General features: G+C 71.5%; 18 protein-coding genes. 13 read left to right on the forward strand and 5 right to left on the reverse strand.

The features are described 5' to 3' along the window. Position 1 precedes the first annotated feature (1 nt). The 4 genes from lwrS to KI388_RS09495 all read left to right on the forward strand — a co-directional run bounded on the left by lwrS (position 2) and on the right by KI388_RS09495 (position 2177). Positions 2-385, forward strand: coding sequence for an LWR-salt protein (gene lwrS / locus KI388_RS09480; protein WP_215086403.1), 384 nt, complete (start codon positions 2-4; stop codon positions 383-385). 95 nt (positions 386-480) lie between these two features. Next, positions 481-1170, forward strand: coding sequence for an HAD family hydrolase (locus tag KI388_RS09485; protein WP_215086404.1), 690 nt, complete (start codon positions 481-483; stop codon positions 1168-1170). A 34-nt stretch (positions 1171-1204) separates the two neighbouring features. After that, positions 1205-1624, forward strand: coding sequence for a PadR family transcriptional regulator (locus tag KI388_RS09490; RefSeq protein WP_215086405.1), 420 nt, complete (start codon positions 1205-1207; stop codon positions 1622-1624). A gap of 25 nt (positions 1625-1649) precedes the next feature. Next, positions 1650-2177 carry a CopG family ribbon-helix-helix protein gene (locus tag KI388_RS09495; protein ID WP_251133132.1) on the forward strand — a complete coding sequence of 176 codons (528 nt, stop codon included), beginning with the start codon at positions 1650-1652 and terminating at the stop codon, positions 2175-2177. A gap of 31 nt (positions 2178-2208) precedes the next feature. On the opposite strand, the gene KI388_RS09500 is transcribed toward KI388_RS09495, so the two are convergent. Continuing rightward, positions 2209-4449: an AAA family ATPase gene (locus tag KI388_RS09500; protein ID WP_215086406.1), complete on the reverse strand. Its 2241-nt coding sequence runs from the start codon at positions 4447-4449 to the stop codon at positions 2209-2211. A gap of 661 nt (positions 4450-5110) precedes the next feature. Between KI388_RS09500 and KI388_RS09505 the strand changes: the two genes are divergently transcribed. From KI388_RS09505 to KI388_RS09515, 3 genes are all read left to right on the forward strand, one after another. Then, entirely contained in the window at positions 5111-6295 is a 1185-nt protein-coding gene (locus KI388_RS09505; RefSeq protein WP_215086407.1) for a tRNA-intron lyase, read from the forward strand. A 56-nt stretch (positions 6296-6351) separates the two neighbouring features. Beyond that, on the forward strand, positions 6352-6954 hold the full coding sequence (locus KI388_RS09510) for a hypothetical protein (RefSeq protein ID WP_215086408.1): 603 nt from the start codon (positions 6352-6354) through the stop codon (positions 6952-6954). 103 nt (positions 6955-7057) lie between these two features. Continuing rightward, positions 7058-7204 carry a hypothetical protein gene (locus KI388_RS09515; RefSeq protein ID WP_215088809.1) on the forward strand — a complete coding sequence of 49 codons (147 nt, stop codon included), beginning with the start codon at positions 7058-7060 and terminating at the stop codon, positions 7202-7204. Between the two features lie 72 nt (positions 7205-7276). Here the strand turns inward: KI388_RS09515 and serS are convergent, their stop codons facing one another. The 3 genes from serS to KI388_RS09530 form a co-directional block, all read right to left on the reverse strand. Beyond that, entirely contained in the window at positions 7277-8647 is a 1371-nt protein-coding gene (gene serS, locus KI388_RS09520) for a serine--tRNA ligase (protein ID WP_215086409.1), read from the reverse strand. Between the two features lie 102 nt (positions 8648-8749). Beyond that, the gene (locus KI388_RS09525) at positions 8750-8989 is read right to left on the reverse strand and encodes a hypothetical protein (RefSeq protein ID WP_215086410.1); all 240 of its coding nucleotides are present in this window, start codon (positions 8987-8989) and stop codon (positions 8750-8752) included. A 179-nt stretch (positions 8990-9168) separates the two neighbouring features. Next, entirely contained in the window at positions 9169-9378 is a 210-nt protein-coding gene (locus tag KI388_RS09530; RefSeq protein WP_215086411.1) for a DUF1328 family protein, read from the reverse strand. A gap of 232 nt (positions 9379-9610) precedes the next feature. Between KI388_RS09530 and KI388_RS09535 the strand changes: the two genes are divergently transcribed. The 5 genes from KI388_RS09535 (at position 9611) to yciH (ending at position 16070) form a co-directional block, all read left to right on the forward strand. Beyond that, entirely contained in the window at positions 9611-10987 is a 1377-nt protein-coding gene (locus KI388_RS09535; protein WP_215086412.1) for a dihydroorotase, read from the forward strand. A 229-nt stretch (positions 10988-11216) separates the two neighbouring features. Beyond that, positions 11217-12248 (forward strand): MoxR family ATPase, encoded by a 1032-nt coding sequence (locus tag KI388_RS09540; RefSeq protein ID WP_215086413.1) that lies wholly within the window; start codon positions 11217-11219, stop codon positions 12246-12248. Positions 12249-12279: 31 nt separating this feature from the next. After that, positions 12280-13428: a DUF58 domain-containing protein gene (locus tag KI388_RS09545; RefSeq protein WP_215086414.1), complete on the forward strand. Its 1149-nt coding sequence runs from the start codon at positions 12280-12282 to the stop codon at positions 13426-13428. Further along, on the forward strand, positions 13425-15722 hold the full coding sequence (locus tag KI388_RS09550; RefSeq protein ID WP_215086415.1) for a transglutaminaseTgpA domain-containing protein: 2298 nt from the start codon (positions 13425-13427) through the stop codon (positions 15720-15722). Before KI388_RS09545 ends, KI388_RS09550 begins: the two co-directional genes overlap by 4 nt. Positions 15723-15776: 54 nt before the next feature. After that, positions 15777-16070 (forward strand): stress response translation initiation inhibitor YciH, encoded by a 294-nt coding sequence (yciH, locus tag KI388_RS09555; RefSeq protein WP_004046732.1) that lies wholly within the window; start codon positions 15777-15779, stop codon positions 16068-16070. A gap of 149 nt (positions 16071-16219) precedes the next feature. Here yciH and KI388_RS09560 read toward each other — a convergent pair whose 3' ends face one another. Further along, positions 16220-17053, reverse strand: coding sequence for a geranylgeranylglycerol-phosphate geranylgeranyltransferase (locus tag KI388_RS09560; RefSeq protein WP_215086416.1), 834 nt, complete (start codon positions 17051-17053; stop codon positions 16220-16222). 201 nt (positions 17054-17254) lie between these two features. Here KI388_RS09560 and KI388_RS09565 point away from each other — a divergent pair, with 201 nt between their 5' ends. After that, positions 17255-18304, forward strand: a complete 1050-nt coding sequence (locus tag KI388_RS09565; RefSeq protein ID WP_215086417.1) for a hypothetical protein — start codon at positions 17255-17257, stop codon at positions 18302-18304. Positions 18305-18322: the final 18 nt, after the last annotated feature.

Here is an 18322-nt window from a genome sequence, read left to right on the forward strand (position 1 = left end):
CATGGAGGCCGCCTACGTCTTCCGCGTCGCATTTCGACTTGACCCGCCGGACGCCGCCGTCGACCCCGACCGCTTCGAGACGACGATGGAACTTCCCGCGGCCGAGCCGGGGACCGACGGGTGGCTGTTCTTCCGCGACCGCCTGTGGCGCGGCGAGATCGGCGACGAGCCGGCGTTCCGCCGACTGGCAGAGGCGCGGCTGGGTCTCGCGGACGCCGGGAGCGTCGAGGTCGTCGCCGCCGACTTCCGGGAACTGCGCACCGACGAGGCGCACCTCGACGCGCTGACGGAGTCGATCGCCGCGGATCTGGACCGCTTCAACGCCGACTCGGTGGACGAGGTCCTCCGCAAGTACCTCGGCTCGTCGGTCCACGTTCGAGAGTGACCCGGTAGGAGAGAGTCTCGGTCGTTCCGCCGCCGTACGTCGCGCCGGGGACCGCTTCACAACCCACTTATCCGGTGCCGACGAAGCGTCACCGAATGCGGATAGCCGACTACGACTTCCACCTGTTCGACCTCGACGGGACCCTCGTCGACGCCGAGTGGGAGTACACTCGGGGGGTGTTCGACCGCGTCGGCGCCCGACTGGGCCGCGAGTTCTCTGACCGGGAGGCGTACGTCCTCTGGAACGGGCTGGGCGGCCCGCGCGGGGAGACCCTCCGCGACATCGGCGTCGACCCCGACGCGTTCTGGCCGGCGTTCCACGCTGTGGAGGACCCGGTCGCCCGCGCGGAGGCGACGTTCCTCCACGACGACGCCGCGCGCCTGCTCGACCGCGTGAGCGAGGTCGGCGGACCGACCGGACTCGTCACCCACTGTCAGGAGTTCCTCGCGGAGCCGGTCCTCGACCGCGTCGACCTCGACGGCCGCTTCGACGCGGTCGTCTGCTGCACCGACGAGACGGGGTGGAAACCGGACCCCGACCCGATCGAGACCGCGATGGAGTCGCTCGGGGTCGACCCGGGCCGGCACCGCGGCTACTACGCCGGCGACGGCGAGAGCGACGTGGCGGCCGCCTGGAACGCCGGACTCGACGCGGTCCACGTCGAGCGCGTCGGCCACGACGACCGCGGCCGGTGTATCCTCGGCGACCGGCGAGTCGACCGCCTCGACGAACTGGTCGACGGCGACGCGCGCGCCGGCGTCGGCGGCGCGGGAGACGCGTCGTGAGCGATTTATCCCTCCTCGGAGCGACTCGCTATCCATGACGAAGTGGTTCCACAGCGGCCGGCGCCGCGACCTCTGCGCGCTGCTGTACGACCACGGCGAACTGCGCGCGCAGTCGGCCAAGAGCCGGCTCGAATCGCACTACGACGAGCGGATCGACCCCGGGTCCTTCTACGGCACCCTCACCGCGCTCGTCGAGGCCGGCTACCTCGACCGGCACACCGAGGGCATCGCGGACGTGTACGCGCTCACCGAGGCCGGCGAGACCGCGCTGCTCGACCACTACGCGTGGCTCGGAGATAGGATCGAGGGCGGTGGCGGGGGAGCGGAATGCGGCGAGACCGAGGGAGGCGACGGAAGCGGGAGAGGCGGCGAGACCGAGGGAATCGACTGGGACGAGAGAGGCAGCAGGCCGGAACGCGGACCGAAGCGCGACAGTCCGGACCTCAAGGATTAACAACTTTGCCGGCGTGGATTAATACATGACAGTCGTCAGCGTGTCCATGCCGGAGGAGTTACTCGATCGGATCGACCACTTCGCGGACGAACACGGGTACACCGGCCGCAGCGAGGTCGTCCGCGAGGCCTCCCGGAACCTCCTCGGGGAGTTCGAGGACGCCAAGCTGGAGGACCGGGCGCTGATGGCCGTCGTGACGGTCCTGTTCAACTACGAGACGACGAGCGTCGAGGAGCGGATGATGCGGCTGCGACACGAACAGGAGGGGATCGTCGCCTCCAACTTCCACAGCCACGTCGGGTCGCAGTACTGCATGGAGCTGTTCGTGCTGGAGGGCGAACTGGCCGAGATATCGACGTTCGTCGGGAAGGTCCGCGCGACGAAGGACACCCTCACGGTCGATTACAGCGTCACGCCCGTCGACGAGTTCGGCGCCGGCGCGCTGGGGGAGGCGCACGCGCACGCCGGTCACGGCGCAGAGCGATCCGAGGAGAGCGGCTCCGGGGACGGCCCGGAGGCGGCCGCGACGGACGAGGGCGCGGAGGGGAGCTGACCGAGCCCGCGTCGGGCGCTCGGACCCGAATTCAGGCGGTCTCGGGGCGGACGGATTCGAGCGCCGCGTCGAAGTCCTCGCCGGTGATCCCGACCTCGTCGGCGTGGTCGTTGGCCGCCTCGCCGTGCTCGTCCGCGACGCGCTCGATGGCGCGCATCGCGGCCGCCCGGGACAGCGCGGCGATCTCCGCGCCGGAGTACCCCTCCGTCTCGTCGGCGAGGCGCTCCAAGTCGACCTCGTCGACCAGCGGCTTCTCTCGCATGTGGACCTCCAGAATCTTGCGGCGCGCCTCGCGGTCCGGCTCGGGCACCTCGACGTGGGTCTCCAAGCGGCCGGGACGGAGCAGCGCCGGGTCGAGCGCGTTCCGCCGGTTGGTCGCCGCGAGGACGACGAGGTTCGGGTTGTCGCTGGCGCGGTCTAGCTCCGTGAGCAGCTGCGAGACCACCCGCTCGCCCACGCCGGAGCCGTCGCCGCCGGCGGCGTCGCGGTCGGTCGCGACCGCGTCGATCTCGTCGAAGAAGATGATCGCGGGCGCCGCCTGCCGAGCGCGGTCGAACAGCTCCCGGACCGCTTTCTCGGACTCACCGACGTACCGGTCGAGGAGTTCGGGACCGGCGACCTGAATGAAGTTCACGCCGCTCTCGCCCGCGATGCCGCGCGCGAGCAGCGTCTTCCCGGTCCCCGGCGGCCCGTGGAGGAGGACCCCGGTCGGGGGGTCGGCGCCGGCGGCGTCGAACAGCGGCCCGTACGACAGCGGCCACGTCACCGCGCGTTCGAGTTCCTCCTTCGCCTCGTCGAGGCCGCCGACGTCGGTGAAGTCGGTGGTCGGCTGCTCGGCCACGTACTCGCGCATCGCGCTCGGCTCGACGTTCGCGTGGGCGGCCTCGAAGTCCGCCTTGCCGACGGTCACGTCGTTCAGCGCCCGGGAGTCGGACTCGCGGGCGCGCCGGAGCGCGGTCATCGCCGCCTCCTGTGCCAGCCCTTCGATGTCGGCGCCGACGAACCCGTGGGTGCGGTTCGCGATGCGGTCTAAGTCCACGTCGTCCGCGAGCGGCATCCGGCGCGTGTGGACGTCGAGGATCTGCCGCCGGCCCGCCTCGCCGGGGACGCCGATCTCGATCTCGCGGTCGAAGCGGCCGCCGCGGCGGAGCGCCGGGTCGATGGTGTCGACGCGGTTGGTCGCGCCGATGACGATCACGTCGCCGCGGGCGTCGAGCCCGTCCATCAGCGAGAGCAGCTGGCCGACGACGCGGTTCTCCACGTCGCCGCCGTCGTCGCGCTTGCCCGCGATCGAGTCGATCTCGTCGAAGAAGACGATCGCCGGGGCGTCCTCGCTCGCGCGCTCGAACACCTCGCGCAGGCGCTCCTCGGACTCCCCTTTGTACTTCGACATGATCTCCGGGCCGTCGACGGTGATGAACGTCGCGTCGACCTCGTTGGCGACGGCGCGGGCGATGAGCGTCTTCCCGGTCCCCGGCGGCCCGTGGAGGAGGACGCCCTTCGGCGGGTCGATGCCGAGCCGGGTGAACACCTCCGGCTCGGAGAGCGGGAGTTCGATCGTCTCCCGGACCAGCTCTAGCTCCTCGTCTAACCCGCCGATGTCCTCGTAGGTCGCGCCCGCGGTGCGCTCGGCGGGCGGAGCGTCGGCGGCCTTCGGCTCCGCGTCGGTCGCCGGCGGCGCGCCGTCGGACCCGGTCGACTTCCCGACGTCATCGTCCGAGCGCCGGGGCGGCGCGTCGACGCGGTCGTTCGCGGTCCCCGCGTCGTCCTCGTACTCGACCGAGACGTCGGTCGAAGCGGCGATTCGGACGGTCCCCGCGGGCGCCGTCCGAGCGACGACGAACCGGAGGCCGCCCAGCCGCTCGACGTGGACGGCCTCGCCCTCCGTGACGGGGCGGTCGCGCAGTTCGCGGGAGAGCGCGCGCTCGACCACCTCGCGGCTCACGTCCACCTCCGCGAGGCGGCCGGGCGCGGAAAGCGTCACGCGATCGGCGTCGGAGACGTCGACCGGGGCGACCGTCACGGTGTCGCCCACCTTCACGCCGGCGTTCGCGCGGGTGTCGGCGTCGATGAGGACGGAGCCGTCGGCGGCGTCGGGACCGCCCGGCCACACCTTCGCGACGGCGGTGCGCTCGCCGCGCACCTCGACCGTGTCGCCGCTGAGGAGGGCGAGCCGCTTGCGGGCCGACTCGGGGAGCCTGGCGATGCCCCGGCCCGCGTCCCGCTTCTCGGCGGCACGCACCGTGAGCCGGAGCCCTGCGGTGTCGTTCATACCCGTTGTTCTCGCCGGCGGCTCTTTACGCTTGTCCGGCGCCGTCGTGAGCCGGTTCTCGACCGTGGAGGTCGGTCCAAAATGGCCGTGAGAGAAGGCGGCGACCGGTTTTAAAAGCGGTTGCGGTGGCGCGAGTCGCACGCGCGAGGTCGCCGGCGGCAAAGCCGCCGGCTGCCAGAGAATCTTCGATTCTCGCTGGACGCGGCGACCGGAGCGAAGCGAAGGGAGCCGCGAGGCTGGGGAGGCGTGAGGCTGCGGTGCTGTGCGGTGGGAGGCGGGACTCAAAGGGGCAGCCGGGAGGGCCGCGCAGACGACGTAAGCACCGCAGGGAGCGAACGGAGTGAGCGACCGAGGAGCGTGGTTCGAGAGAGCTTCGCCGTTTCGTCATCGCCGGAAATCTTTGATTTCCGGCTAGCAGTCAGAACGCTTCGCGTTCTGACGACATCACGAGACGCCTTCGGCGTCTCGAACGACAGCGAGCGTGCGCGGCCCTCCCGGCTGGGGCTTTGGAGGTGTTCGTCGCAGCGTCACCGATTGTTTATAAATAGTCGACGGCAACACCGGCCTCCACTTATAAACGACTTCCTTCCCGATCAGAGACACCACTGTATCGCCAGTACCGACCGCAACCCCCTTCCCTCGGCCGCCCGGCCCCACGGGTATGCAACCGACCGGCCACCTGCGGGGCGACGCGGTCCGCGTCGGCGGGGACGCCCGCCAGCGCTTCTACGACGCCCGGGGGTACGGGCGACCGCTCGACGGCAACGAGATCGCACTCTCGCGGGTCGAGGCCGCCCACCTGCTGTTCCGCGGCGACCTCTCGGGGATCGAACTCGGCGGCGACGCCGACGAGATCGACGCCGACCCCGTCGGCTTCGAGCGCTTCTTCGTCGCGAGCGCGGCCGCGGCCGACCGCTTCGCGGTCCGCTTCCTCGTCTACTCCGACCTCCGCGACCGCGGCTTCTACCTCTCGCCCGCCCGCGAGCCGTGGCCGGGCGGGAGCGACGCGCCGAGCGACGCGGTCGACTTCGTCGCCTACGAGCGCGGCGAGACGCCGGATACGGGCAACGTGAAGTACCCGATCCAGGTCGTCGGCGAGCGCGAGTCGGTGGCGGCGGCGGGGCTCGCGGGACGCACCCTCGCGGTCGTCGACGAGGAGTCCGACATCACCTACTTCGCGGCCGAGGGCGGCAGGATCGACGGCGCGACCGGCTACGAGCCGCCGGGGTCGCTCGCGGGCGTGCTCCTCGCGGACCGCGTCGTCGTCTGGGACGCCCCCGAGGGGCTCTACGAGCGCGGCTTCTACGGCCGCCCGCTCACGGGCCGGGCCGCCGACGTCGAGGGCGCGCTCCAGCTCTCGCTCGTCGAGGCCGCGTCGCTGGCCGCGGACGGCCGGCTCTCGCTGTCGGCGTCGGTGGGCGGCGGGAACGCGGACGACGACCGAGACGCGGGCGACGCGCCGGCCGGCGCGGCCGCCCGGATCGTCGCCCGCGGCCGCGACGTGGAGGGCGAGCGCTTCGACCGCCGACTCGCCGTCTACCGGCGCCTCCGCGCCGCCGACGCGGTGCCGAAGACCGGCTTCAAGTTCGGCGCCGACTTCCGGACGTACCTCGACGTGGAGACGGTCGACGACCTGCCGCACTCCGAGCACCTCGTGCGCGTGGTGGGACCGGACCACGAGTTCTCCCCGCGCGAACTCTCGCTCGACGTGCGCCTCGCGGGCGGCGTCCGCAAGGAGATGGCCTTCGCGCTGACCGCGGTCGGGGACGGGCACCCCGGCGCCGACGCCGACGCGTTCCTCGACGCCGACGTCGAGTGGCTCTCAGTCGACCGGCTGACGCCCTGAGTCCCCTATCGAAGACGAACAGAAGCCTTTTTTGACCGCTCGCCGTCGTCGCGTCCATGCCGTTTCCCTCCACCTCAGACGCCGAGTCGAGCGCGTACGACATCTCGACCGTCGACCTCAGCGACGACCGGTACGAGGTCAAACAGTCGCTGGTCCGGAACAAGTACGCAGTCCGCGACGGCGCCGGCGACGTGATCCTCCGCGGGAAACAGAAGCTGTTCAAGTTGAAAGAGGAGTTCCCGTTCGTCACCGGCGACGGCGAGGACGCCTTCTCCGTGAAGGCGGGCGGAATCATGGACATCGCGGGCAACTACGCCATCGTCGACGCCGGCACGGGCGAGGAGGTCGTCGTCTTGGACGAGGACTACTCGCTGCTCGTCGAGAACTGGACGGTCCGCGACCCCGACACCGGCGAGGCGCTGGCGACGATTCAGTCGAAGAACAAGCTGCTGTCGGGGCTGCGCCACCTCGTCGGTGCCGCGAACCTGATCCCGAACAAGTACGAGATATTCGACGCCGCCGGCGGCCACGTCGGGGACATCGAGGGGCAGTTCTCGATGCGCGACGCCTACACGGTCACCGTCGACGACGCGAGCGACGTGCCGAAGGAAGCGGTGGTCGCGGCCGCGTGTATCCTCGACGCCTTAGAGAACCAGTAGCGACGCGTGCGGCGGTCTAGCGGGATCGGTCTACCCCACAGGAGACAAAAACGCGTTGTAGTGAGAGATAACCGAGATGGGAACAGGAGAACACGCACGCGAGATGGTCGTTAGCCTGTACCTCAGCGAAACCATCCGCTTCGACGCGCTCGCCGAATCTGTCGGTCGACAGGACGCGGAGGCCGTTCGCACCTCGAAAGAGCTACTCGACGACGGCGAGTCGCTCGCTGACGAGTTGGCAGATTTATAAGCAATCGATTGTACGCGCTCGCTCCTACCGATAAGCAAGGAGGGAACCCACGGCTTCAGCCGTGGGTGGATGTTACTCCCCGCCCAGCTTCGACTCCCCGACCGCGTCGTGGCCCTCGATGACCTCCGTCCCGCCCATGTACGGGCGCAGCGCCTCGGGGACGGTGACGGTGCCGTCGTCGTTCTGGTAGTACTCCAAGATGGCGACGACGATCCGCGGCACCGCCAGCCCCGAGCCGTTCAGGGTGTGGAGGTACTCCGCGGACTCGTGGTGCTCCTCGCGGTACCGAATCCCGGCGCGGCGCGCCTGAAAGTCCTCGAAGTTCGAGACGGAGGAGACCTCAAGCCAGCGGCCGCCCCGTTCGGGGCCCTCGTCCATGTCGTCGGCGGGCGCCCACACCTCGACGTCGTACTTCTTCGCCTGCGTGAACCCCAGATCGCCGGTGCACATCTCTAAGATGCGGTAGGGAAGTTCGAGCCGCCGGAGCACCTCCTCGGCCTCGTCGACCAGCCCCTCGAAGCGCTCGTCGCTCTCCTCGGGCCGGACGAAGTTCACCATCTCCACCTTGTTGAACTGGTGGACGCGGACGATGCCGCGCGTCTCGGTGCCGTGCTCGCCCGCCTCCTGCCGGAAGTTCGGCGTGTACGCCTGATACTTCAGGGGGAGGTCCTCGCCCAGCAGGATCTCGTCGCGGTGGAGGTTCGTGACGGGCACCTCCGCGGTCGGGAGCAGCCAGAGGTCGTCGTCGTCGTAGTCGTCCTCGTTCGTCCCCTCGACGCGGTAGGCGTCCTCGGTGAACTTCGGGAGCTGCCCGGTGCCGCGCATCGACGCCGAGTTGACCGGTATCGGCGGGAACACGTCCTCGTACCCCTGCTCGCGGTGCACGTCGAGCATGAACTGTATCAGCGCGTGCTCCAGCCGCGCGCCGTCGCCCTTCGCGACGTAGAAGCCCCCGCCGGCGACCTTCGCGCCGCGCTCGAAGTCGAGTATCTCGAGGTCCTCGCCCAAGTCGTAGTGCGGCTCCACGTCTCCGGGGAGGTCCCGGAGGCCGTCGAACCCCTCGCGGCGCACCTCGACGTTCTCGGACTCGTCTTCCCCGACCGGCACGGAGTCTTGGGGGATCTGCGGGAGTTCGAGCAGCGACTCCTCCAGTTCGGCCTCCAGCTCCTCGGCGCGCTCCTCGATCTCTTGAAGCTCCGATTTGAGCTCCCCCGAGCGCTCTATCGCTTCCTGTGCCGCCTCCTCTTCGCCGGCCTGCTTCAACTCGCCGATCTTCGAGGAGACCTCGTTGCGCTCGTGGCGCAGGTCGTCGCCGCGCTGTTTCAGCTCCCGCCACTCCTCGTCGACGTCGAGTATCCGGTCGAGGTCGACGTCGACGCCCTTGTTTTCGAGCGCCTCGCGGACGACCTCGGGGTTCTCCCGGACGAACTGTCGAGACAGCATTTGTCGGGAGTTCCGCGGGGCGACCCAAAACCGTATCGGAGCGTCGGCAACGGTTGACGCGGTAGCTCGGGCGACGGGCCACGACGCGTCGCGCGCGCCGCCTCAGGGGATAAAGGCGAAGTTCGCGAACACCATGAGCAGCGCGAGCGCGGCGACGACGACACCCATCACGCGCATCATAAGGATCCGCGTGTCGCTCGGTTCGATCCGCTGTGTCGAGCCGTCTGGCGAGCGCGCCTGCCACGCCGTCAGCCGCCGGGGGAACGCCGCCATCGCCAGCGCGCCCGCGCCGACGAGGAGGGGGACGGCGACGAAGAACAGCCGGAAGGGTGCGGGGAGCATGCCCGAGTAGTTGTCGCGCAAATCAACAAAACGTTACGGTCTGTTCCGTCTGTCGCGTCGCCGCGTCGAATCGAAAGCCGAGACAGGGGCCCCGAAAACTGAGGCAGGGACCCCAAAAACTGAGGCAGGGACCCCGAAAGCCGAGACGGAGCCTCCGGTCGTCGACCGATCGACCCCGCTTAGAGGACGAACGTGACGACCGCGAGCACGACGAAGATGATGACGAGCCACTTCGCGATGTTCATGCTCAGCCCGGCGACCCCGCTGGCGCCGGCGACCGCCGCGATGACGGCGAGGACGAGGAAGAGGACCGCCAGTTCGATCAGACCCCCGCCGAACTGGAGGGGCGTAGCCATCACTCCGCCGTGAATCGCCTGAGTAAGGCTCATGCTCGACCGCACGACCCTCTCCACTTTAGTTAGGAGACACGTATCGGGCGCTCGCGGGAGTTCCCGGGCCGGGGGAGCGCAGTAACCGACGGTTTCTCTCAATACCCGCCCGGCAGCGCCATTCCGACGGCGAGCGCGACCGCGACGCGCCGGACTCGAGAATCGCAACCGCGACGCGCCCGACGGCCGGAACCGCCAGCGTTTATCCCTCGCGCCGCGACCGGCCGACAACATGCTCATCACGGGCGCGACGCTGGCCGACGACCGGGTTCGAGACGTGCGCATCGGCGGCGACGGGCGGATCGACGCGGTCGCGGAGGGGCTGGGCGCCGACGCCGGCGAGCGCGTCGTCGAGGCCCGCGGCAGACACCTCCTGCCCGGCGCGGTCGACGTCCACGTCCACTTCCGCGAGCCGGGCGGCAGCCACAAGGAGACGTGGGCCTCGGGGTCAGAGAGCGCGGCCGCGGGCGGCGTCACGACCGTCGTCGACCAGCCGAACACCTCGCCGCCGACCGTCGACGGCGCGGCGTTCGACGAGAAGGCCGAACTCGCGGTCGACTCGCTCGTCGACTACGGGATCAACGGCGGCGTGACTCCCGACTGGGACCCCGAGAGCCTCTTCGACCGCCCGCTGTTCGCGCTCGGGGAGGTGTTCCTCGCTGACTCCACCGGCGACATGGGGATCGACGCCGACCTGTTCGCGGACGCCCTCGACGAGGCCGCGGCCCGCGGCGTCCCGGTCACCGTCCACGCCGAGGACGCGACGCTGTTCGACGAGTCCGCGCTCGACGGCGACCTCGGCGGGATCGGCACCGCCGCGACCGCGGACGCGTGGTCGGCCTACCGGACGGCCGACGCGGAGGTCGCCGCGGTCGAGCGCGCGCTCGCGACGGCGGCGGACCGCGACGCGCAGGTTCACGTCGCGCACACCTCGACGCCGGAGGCGGTCGACGCCGTGGTCGAGGCGCGCGAGGACGGGTCGGAAGGGGCCGCCGGCGACGGGAGCGGAACCGACGGCGCCGCCCCGCGGGTCACCTGCGAGGTGACGCCCCACCACCTGTACCTCTCGCGCGAGCGGGCGCGGTCGCTGGGGACGTTCGGGCGGATGAACCCGCCGCTGCGGTCGGAGGAGCGCCGCGAGGCGCTGTTCGCGCGGCTCGCGGCGGGCGACGTCGACGTGGTCGCGACCGACCACGCGCCGCACGCGGTCGCGGAGAAGCGGCGGGGCCTCGTCGACGCCCCCAGCGGGGTCCCCGGCGTCGAGACGCTGTACCCGCTGCTGCTCGAATCGGTCCGGAAGGGCGAACTGTCGCTCGAACGCGTCCGCGACGTCGTCGCCGCGAACCCCGCCGAAATCTTCGGGCTCGACCGGAAGGGGCGGGTCGCGGAGGGGTACGACGCCGACCTCGTCCTCGTCGACACGGCCGACCCCCGCGAGATCGAGGCCGCGGCGCTCCACAGCACCTGCGCGTGGACCCCCTTCGAGGGCCTCCGCGGCGTCTTCCCGGAGGTCACGCTCGTCCGCGGCGAGGTCGTCTACGAGCGCGACCCCGCGACCGGCGCGGCGTCGTTCGGGGACGCCGTCGGCCGCAACGTCAGGGAGTCGTAGTCGCGCGGGCGAGTCCCAGCCGGAATAGGGATCGCGCGTTCCGCCCCGAGCGGGGATCGCGCGTTCCGCGGTCGGCGCCGAGACGTCGGGATCGGCCGCGACGAACGGACCACCGCCGGCGGAACGCATATGACGTTGCTCGCCTTAGCCGTGCCATATCGATGATCACGGGGAGCATTCGCACGGTCGCGTCCGGACGGGGAACCGACCCGGACGAGACCGGCCGGTCATGACGGACCCCGGGGAGCCGGGACCGATCGGATCGGGTCCCGCGGAATCGGTCGACGGCGAGGGAGACCCGACGGGAGAGACGGCCGGGACCGCCGCGGCGGTCGAACCCGAGACCCCGGCGGACGTCGCCGCGCTCGCGGACCGGATCGTGGCCGAGGTCGAGGACGTGATCGTGGGCAAGCGCGACGCGGTCGAGCACGTCCTCGTCACCGTGCTGGCGCGCGGCCACCTCCTCGTCGAGGACGTGCCCGGCGTCGGGAAGACGACGCTCGCGAAGTCGGTCGCGCGCTCGATCGACGGCTCGTTCAAGCGCGTCCAGTTCACGCCGGACCTCCTTCCCTCCGACGTCACCGGCGTCAACGTGTTCAACCGCCGGACAGACGAGTTCGACTTCCAGCCCGGTCCGGTGTTCGCGAACGTCGTGCTGGGCGACGAGATCAACCGCGCCCCGCCGAAGACGCAGTCGGCGCTGTTGGAGGCGATGGAGGAAAGTCAGGTGACCACCGACGGGACGACCCGCGACCTGCCGGACCCGTTCTGCGTGATCGCGACCCAGAACGACGTGGAGCCGGGGCAGACGTACGAGCTACCGGTGGCGGAGGTCGACCGCTTCACGAAGAAGATCCGGCTCGGCTACCCGGACACAGAGGAGGAGGCCGCGATCCTCGGGCGGCTCGCCGGCGACCACCCGGTCGACTCGGTCGAGCCGGTGGCGACGATAGCCGACGTGCGGCGCGCCCGGGCGATCGTCGGAGAGATCGAGGCCTCCGAGGCGGTCCGGGAGTACGTGGCCCGGCTCGCGGTGTACACCCGTCGGAACGCCAAGCTCGGGGCGAGCCCGCGCGGGAGCCTCGCGCTGATACGGGCGTCACAGGCCCGCGCCGCGCTCGACGGCCGCGGGTACGTGGTCCCGGACGACGTTCAGGCCGAGGCGCCGACCGTGCTCTCGCATCGGATCCGAACCGAGTCGGGCGGGACCGACGGCGCCGACGTCGTCGAGGACGCGCTCGACCGGATCCGGGTGGAGTGATGACCGAGACGCCGACGCGTCCCGCGCGCCGATGACGACCGCACTCACCCGCCGGGGACGCGTCGCCGCCCTCGTCGGGCTCGTCGCGGCCGTCAGCGCGGTCGTCGCCGGGGGGCGCGCGCTCGACGCGGTCGTGCTCCCGGTGGCCATCGCGCTCGCCGCCGGCTACGTTCAGGTGTCGCGCGTCGACGTCCCCGCGGTCCGCCACGTGACGCCTCCCGACGGCTTCGTCGGAGAGACGCGAGACGTGCGCTTGGAGTTCGGGTCCGGCGCGACGGGGGACGGCGGCGGCGCCGGCTCGCGCTCGTTCCTCGCTGACGTCCGTCCCCGCGTCGACGAGGGACTCGACGGGCCGACGGCGCCGATCCGAGCGTCGGTCGGGACGGAGCCGGTCTCGTACCCGGTGACGTATCGCCGGCGCGGCGAGCGGACCCTCGGGCCGATCGACCTCACCGTCACCGACGTGTTCGGCCTCTTCGAGCGCGAGATGGTCGTCGACGAGACCGCCGCGGTGACGGTGTACCCGCCCCGCGACCCGATCCCGGCCCGGTTCCGCCGGGCGCTACACGCGGTCGACGCGGTCGACGTGAGCCGGGAGCGCGAGGAGTTCGACCGGCTGCGCGAGTACACCCGCGGCGACGCGGTCCGCGACGTCCACTGGGCGACGACCGCCAAGCGCGACGAGATCGTCGTCAAGGAGTTCGCGGCCGAGACCGCGAGGAACCGGGCGTCGATCGCCGGCGGGACGGACGTCAGCGGCGGCGACGAGGTCGCGGGGTTCGGAACCGGCGACGGCGAGGCCGGCGACCGTTCCCCGGACGCCGCGGCGGCCGACGAGCTCGCGCGGGCGACCGTCAGCCTCGCGCTGGCGCTGCTCGACGACGGCGTTCCGGTCGACGTGCGGCTGCCCGCCGGCGGCGTCTCGGCGTCGCCCGGGGGTCGCGGCCGGCGCGAGGTGCTCGAACTCGCCGCGCGGACCGGTCCGGGGGCGGTGGCCGGCGACGACGCCGACGTGACGATCGTCGCCGGCGCGAGCGACGCTCGGTTCCGGACCGGCGACCGCTCGGTCGAGTTCGCTACCCTGCGCCGCGAGGCGACAGAGGACGGCGCCGCGCGCGGCGGCTCCGACTCGGACCCGCCCGACGAGGCGACGGACCGCCGGGAGGTGACGCCGTCGTGAGCCCCGACTCGTCGGTCGGGACGGGTCGCCCCCCGAGCGAACCGGGCGGAAGCGGCCGGCGGGCGACCGACCCGGCGGTCGTCGGCGTCGCGGTCGCGGCCGCGGCGTACCTCGCCGTGTTCCTCCGGGTGACGAACGTCGTCGGCGGGACGGGCCGGACCGCCGCCGTCCTCGCGGTCGCGGGGGTCGGCGGGGTCGCGCTGGCGCGGGTCGTCCGCGAGCGGACCGCGCTGTGGCTCGCCGGCGCGGTCCTCGTCGCCGGGCTGTCAGGCTATCTGCTCGCGGTCCCCGAGAGCCAGCGCGCGCTGTTCACGGTCCGGAGCGTCGCCTTAGACGTCCTCGCGCTGTCGACCGGGCTCTCCGTGCTGCGGCTGGCGCTCGCGGACGTGTGGGTGCTCGCAGTGGCGCCGGTGCCGACGTTCCTCGTCGGCTACTTCGCCGGGCGCGGGCGACACGTCGCGGCCGCGAGCGTCGCCGGCGGGACCCTCGGCTTCCTCGTGCTCACCGGCGACGCGAACACCGGCGCGGCGGTCGCGGGCGTCGTCGGGCTGGCGCTCGCCGTCGGCCTCTCGACGCTGTCGACGCCGGGGCGCCGCCGCGGGCACGCCGGCACGTTCGCGGTGGTGGTCGCGGCGATGGTTGTCGCGAGCGCGACCGTCACCGTGATCCCGGCGGGCGCGGCGGCGCCGCTGGGGCTGGACCGCGGGACGGCGACGCTGGAGTCGAGCCTGAGCGGCGACGACGAGCTGGAGGTGATCGGCTCCACGCGGCTCTCCCCGGAGGTGCGGTACACGATCGAGAGCCCGGTCGAGCGGAACTGGCACACGGGCGCCTACGACACCTACACCGGTGACGGCTGGGTCAGGACCGGGGAGCGGTCGGCGCTCGGCGGCTCGCTTTCCGGCCCCCCCGGGTCGAGCGAGTCCGTCTCGGTCTCGGTCACCGCGGAGACGGAGTCGACCGCGCTGCCGGCGCCGTGGAAGCCGACGACCGCGTCCGCGCCGGACGACGGGGGGGTCGAGCTGGACGAGCGCGGCAGCCTCCGGCTCGCGGAGCCGCTCGAACCGGGCGAGGAGGCGACCGTGGAGAGCCGCGTGCTCGACGCGGACCCGGCCGAACTCCGGAACGCGAGCACCGACTACCCGACGGCCATCGAGGACCGGTACACGCAGCTCCCGGAGAGCACGCCCGACCGGATCGGCGAGCGGACCGAGGAGATAACGGCGGCGGCGGACGCCGACTCGCCGTACGAGCGGGCGGCCGCGGTCGAGGCGTACCTGCGCTCGGAGTACGAGTACTCGCTGACCGTCGAGCGGCCCGAGGGCGACATCGCGGACGCGTTCCTCTTCGAGATGGACGCCGGCTACTGCGTGTACTTCGCGACGACGATGGCGGCGATGCTCCGGTCGCAGGGGATCCCGACCCGCTTCGAGACCGGGTACACCCCGGGACAGCAGGTGGGCGACGACGAGTACGTCGTCCGGGGACAGAACGCCCACGCGTGGGTGTCTGTCTACGTGCCGGACCAGGGGTGGGTGGCGTTCGACCCGACCCCGTCCGACCCCCGCGACGAGGCCCGGGACGCCCGGCTCGCGGAGGCGCGCGCCGACGGGACGGAGGACGTCGACACCGAGTCGTCCACGCCGAACCAGACGCTCGAAGCCGGCCCCAGAACCGGCAGCCCCGACCCCACCGACGGCGACGACGCCCCCGACGCGGGCGGGAACGACTCGACCGATCCGGAGACCGGGAGTTCGAACGAGACGAACGGGTCGACGGACGACTCGTCGGTCGATATCTCGCGCCTCGAAGGCGCGGAGGCGGAGGGCGTCGGACCGAGCGCCGAGTCGGGCGATCCCGGCGACGGCGACGGCGGCGGTGGGCTCCTCCCGACTCCGAGCGCCGAGACCGCGGTGTACTGGCTGCTCGTCGTCGCGCTCGGGGTCGCGGGCGCCCGGCGGTCCGGACTGACCGACCGCGCGAGCCGGCGGATCGGACCGGTGCTCCCGCGTCGGCGGCGCGACCCGGCCGCGGACGCCGAGCGGGCGTTCGCGGACCTCGAACGGCTGCTCGCCGGGCGGTACCGCGAGCGGCGACCGGGCGAGACGCCGCGGCGCTACGTCGACGCGCTCCGGACGCTCGGCGCGGACGAGCGGGTCGAGACCGTCGCGGCCGCCTACGAGCGCGCCGCGTACGCCGGGACGATAACCCGCGACGAGGCCGACGAGGCCCGGCGGGCGGTCCGGCGGCTCGCGCTCGAACGAGCGCCGCTCGTCGGCCGGTTCGTCCGCTGATCGGGGGGTCTCCCGACACTATTTAATACGGGCGTCCTGTAGATTCGGGCTGTAATGTCGGAAGTCTGCTCGACGTGCGGACTGCCCCAGGAACTCTGCGTCTGCGAGGACGTCGCGAAGGAGTCCCAGCAGATCAGCATCCGCATCGACGAGCGCAGGTACGGTAAGGAGGTAACGGTCATCGAAGGATTCGACCCGAAAGACGTCGACATGAGCTCCCTCTCGTCGGATCTCAAGTCGAAATTCGCCTGCGGCGGCACCGTCGAGGACGGCGCCATCGAACTTCAGGGGAACCACTCGGGTCGCGTGGAGGACTTCCTCCGCGACAAGGGCTTCAACGTCGCGTGACCGTCACCTGACCGTCCGTCGTCGAGCGTCGATTCGAACCGCGACCGTTTTTTATCTCGCGTCCGAAAGCGACGGCCGCGCCTCCCTCGGCCGGCCGTCTGTCCCTGGCTCCCTCGGTCGACCGTCGGGCCACACCTCGCGCGCTCGCCTCACGCGACCACGACGATTCGCCCGACGACGAACGCCGCGGCCGCGAGGAACGTGCCGTACTTGAACCGGCGCTGCGCGGCGGCGGGGTCGGCGAAGCTCTCGTGGGTCGCGTACAGCATGACCGCGTCAGCGACCGCCACGACCGCGAGGTACGCCGCGCCGAGCGTCCCGGAGAGGTACGGCAGCGGGCTGACGGCGACGGCAATGACGAGGGCGGCCGCGCCGATCCACAGCGCGCGGCGCCGACCGACCTCGATGGGGAGCGTGGTGAGGCCGGCCTCGCGGTCGCCGGCCACGTCCTCGACGTCTTTGATCACCTCGCGGGTGAACGTCGAGAGGCCGGCGAGGGCGGCGAGGACGAGGACGGCGCGGGGGTTCCCGACCGCGGCCCCGCCGAACAGGAACGTCGAGCCGACGAGGTAGGCGACTAAGGCGTTCCCGAGTCCGGGCGTTCCCTTGAAGAGGCTCGTGTAGGTGACCAAGGCGACGAGGTTCACCGCGGCGATGGCGACCGCGAGCAGGGGGAGGCTGACCGCGGCCGCCACCGCGACCGCGAACCAGACCGCGGCGGTCGCGAGCGCGCCCCGCGGCGAGACGGCGCCGCGCGGGATGGGGCGGTCGGGGCGGTTGACAGCGTCGACGTCGCGGTCGAAGTAGTCGTTGATCGCGTTGCCCGCGGCGACCGCGAAGGCGGTGGTGACGGCCGCGAGCGCGGTCGGGAGGAGGGCGTCGCCCGCGCCCGCGACGAACGCGCCGGTCGCCGTGAGGGCCCCGGCGGCGACGCAGTTGCCGAGGCGCGCGAGTTCGACGATACCGCGGAGCGTGTCTCGCACGTCGTCCGCGTACTCCCGCCCCCGAGGAATAAACGGTGCGGGATCGGGCGGAGGACGGACCGCGCCCGGTCGGCCGGAGAGGGTCCGTCCGTCCGCGCCCGGTCGGTTCGCGCCGCGTCCCGAACGTGTTCCCGCCGCCTCGGGCGTCGCTCGGCGCGTCTGCCACGAACGTTTATCACGTGCGAAATGAAATACTCGCGTATGGCTAAAGGCCTGGACGTCGGCACGATGAACATCCTCTCCGGACGACAGGAAGGCGCGGAGACGGTGTTCGTACAGCAGCGGAACTCGTTCGTCGAGATCGAGTACAGCGACATGGCCGAACAGATGCTCTCCCGCAGCGAGGTCCTCCACATCCGGAAAGACGACAAGGTGTACGTCGTGGGCGACGACGCCCTGAACTTCGCGAACATCTTCAACAAGGAGACCCGGCGACCGATGCAACACGGCATCCTCTCCAGCGAGGAGGCGTCGGCCATCCCGATGATCAAGCTCATCACCGAGCAGGTGGTCGGGGAGCCGTCGAAGCCGAACGAGCGGCTGTTCTACTCCAGCCCCGCGGACCCGATCGACTCCGGGCTGACGACGCTGTACCACGAGAAGACGCTCGAATCGATGCTCGGTGACATGGGGTACGACCCCGAGCCGATCAACGAGGGGATGGCGGTCATCTACTCCGAACTGGCCGACAACAACTTCACCGGTCTCGGCATCTCCTTCGGCGCGGGGATGACGAACGTCTGTCTCGCCTACTACGCGGTGCCCGTGATGAAGTTCTCCATCGCCCGCGGGGGCGACTGGATCGACGAGCAGACCTCGCAGGCGACCGGGACGCCGGTCGACAAGGTGACGAGCATCAAGGAGGACGACTTCGAACTCGACTTCCGCACCGACGTGGGCGGCGTCGAGGGCGCGCTCGCCATCTACTACGAGAACCTGCTCGACTACGTCATCGAGAACATCACCCGCGAGGTGGACGAGGAGGACGTCGAGGAGGGCCTCGACGTGCCCGTCGTCGTCACCGGCGGCACCTCCAGCCCGAACGGCTTCGAGGACCTGTTCGCGGACCACCTCGCGGACGCGAACATCCCGTTCTCGATCAGCGGCGTGCGCTCCGCCGACGAGCCGATGTACAGCGTCGCCAGCGGCGCGCTGGTCGCCGCGCGCTCCGAGGAGGGCGAGAGCGGCGGCGACTCCGGCGGAGCCGACGAGCCGGCGGCCGAGGAGGCCGCCCCCGAGTCCGAGGACTGACGCGACGAGCGGCCGCGT

It is taken from the genome of Halorubrum sp. 2020YC2, assembly GCF_018623055.1.
GTDB lineage: Archaea > Halobacteriota > Halobacteria > Halobacteriales > Haloferacaceae > Halorubrum.

Excerpts from the sequence above, each read along its gene's own strand:
- KI388_RS09535 (WP_215086412.1), top strand. The coding sequence starts at position 9,611 with ATGCTCATCACGGGCGCGACGCTGGCCGACGACCGGGTTCGAGACGTG.
- KI388_RS09510 (WP_215086408.1), top strand. The coding sequence starts at position 6,352 with ATGCCGTTTCCCTCCACCTCAGACGCCGAGTCGAGCGCGTACGACATC.
- KI388_RS09525 (WP_215086410.1), bottom strand. The coding sequence starts at position 8,989 with ATGCTCCCCGCACCCTTCCGGCTGTTCTTCGTCGCCGTCCCCCTCCTC.
- KI388_RS09490 (WP_215086405.1), top strand. The coding sequence starts at position 1,205 with ATGACGAAGTGGTTCCACAGCGGCCGGCGCCGCGACCTCTGCGCGCTG.
- lwrS (WP_215086403.1), top strand. The coding sequence starts at position 2 with ATGGAGGCCGCCTACGTCTTCCGCGTCGCATTTCGACTTGACCCGCCG.
- KI388_RS09545 (WP_215086414.1), top strand. The coding sequence starts at position 12,280 with ATGACGACCGCACTCACCCGCCGGGGACGCGTCGCCGCCCTCGTCGGG.
- KI388_RS09485 (WP_215086404.1), top strand. The coding sequence starts at position 481 with ATGCGGATAGCCGACTACGACTTCCACCTGTTCGACCTCGACGGGACC.
- KI388_RS09505 (WP_215086407.1), top strand. The coding sequence starts at position 5,111 with ATGCAACCGACCGGCCACCTGCGGGGCGACGCGGTCCGCGTCGGCGGG.
- KI388_RS09540 (WP_215086413.1), top strand. The coding sequence starts at position 11,217 with ATGACGGACCCCGGGGAGCCGGGACCGATCGGATCGGGTCCCGCGGAA.
- KI388_RS09530 (WP_215086411.1), bottom strand. The coding sequence starts at position 9,378 with ATGAGCCTTACTCAGGCGATTCACGGCGGAGTGATGGCTACGCCCCTC.
- serS (WP_215086409.1), bottom strand. The coding sequence starts at position 8,647 with ATGCTGTCTCGACAGTTCGTCCGGGAGAACCCCGAGGTCGTCCGCGAG.
- KI388_RS09515 (WP_215088809.1), top strand. The coding sequence starts at position 7,058 with ATGGTCGTTAGCCTGTACCTCAGCGAAACCATCCGCTTCGACGCGCTC.
- KI388_RS09495 (WP_251133132.1), top strand. The coding sequence starts at position 1,650 with ATGACAGTCGTCAGCGTGTCCATGCCGGAGGAGTTACTCGATCGGATC.
- KI388_RS09500 (WP_215086406.1), bottom strand. The coding sequence starts at position 4,449 with ATGAACGACACCGCAGGGCTCCGGCTCACGGTGCGTGCCGCCGAGAAG.
- KI388_RS09565 (WP_215086417.1), top strand. The coding sequence starts at position 17,255 with ATGGCTAAAGGCCTGGACGTCGGCACGATGAACATCCTCTCCGGACGA.
- yciH (WP_004046732.1), top strand. The coding sequence starts at position 15,777 with ATGTCGGAAGTCTGCTCGACGTGCGGACTGCCCCAGGAACTCTGCGTC.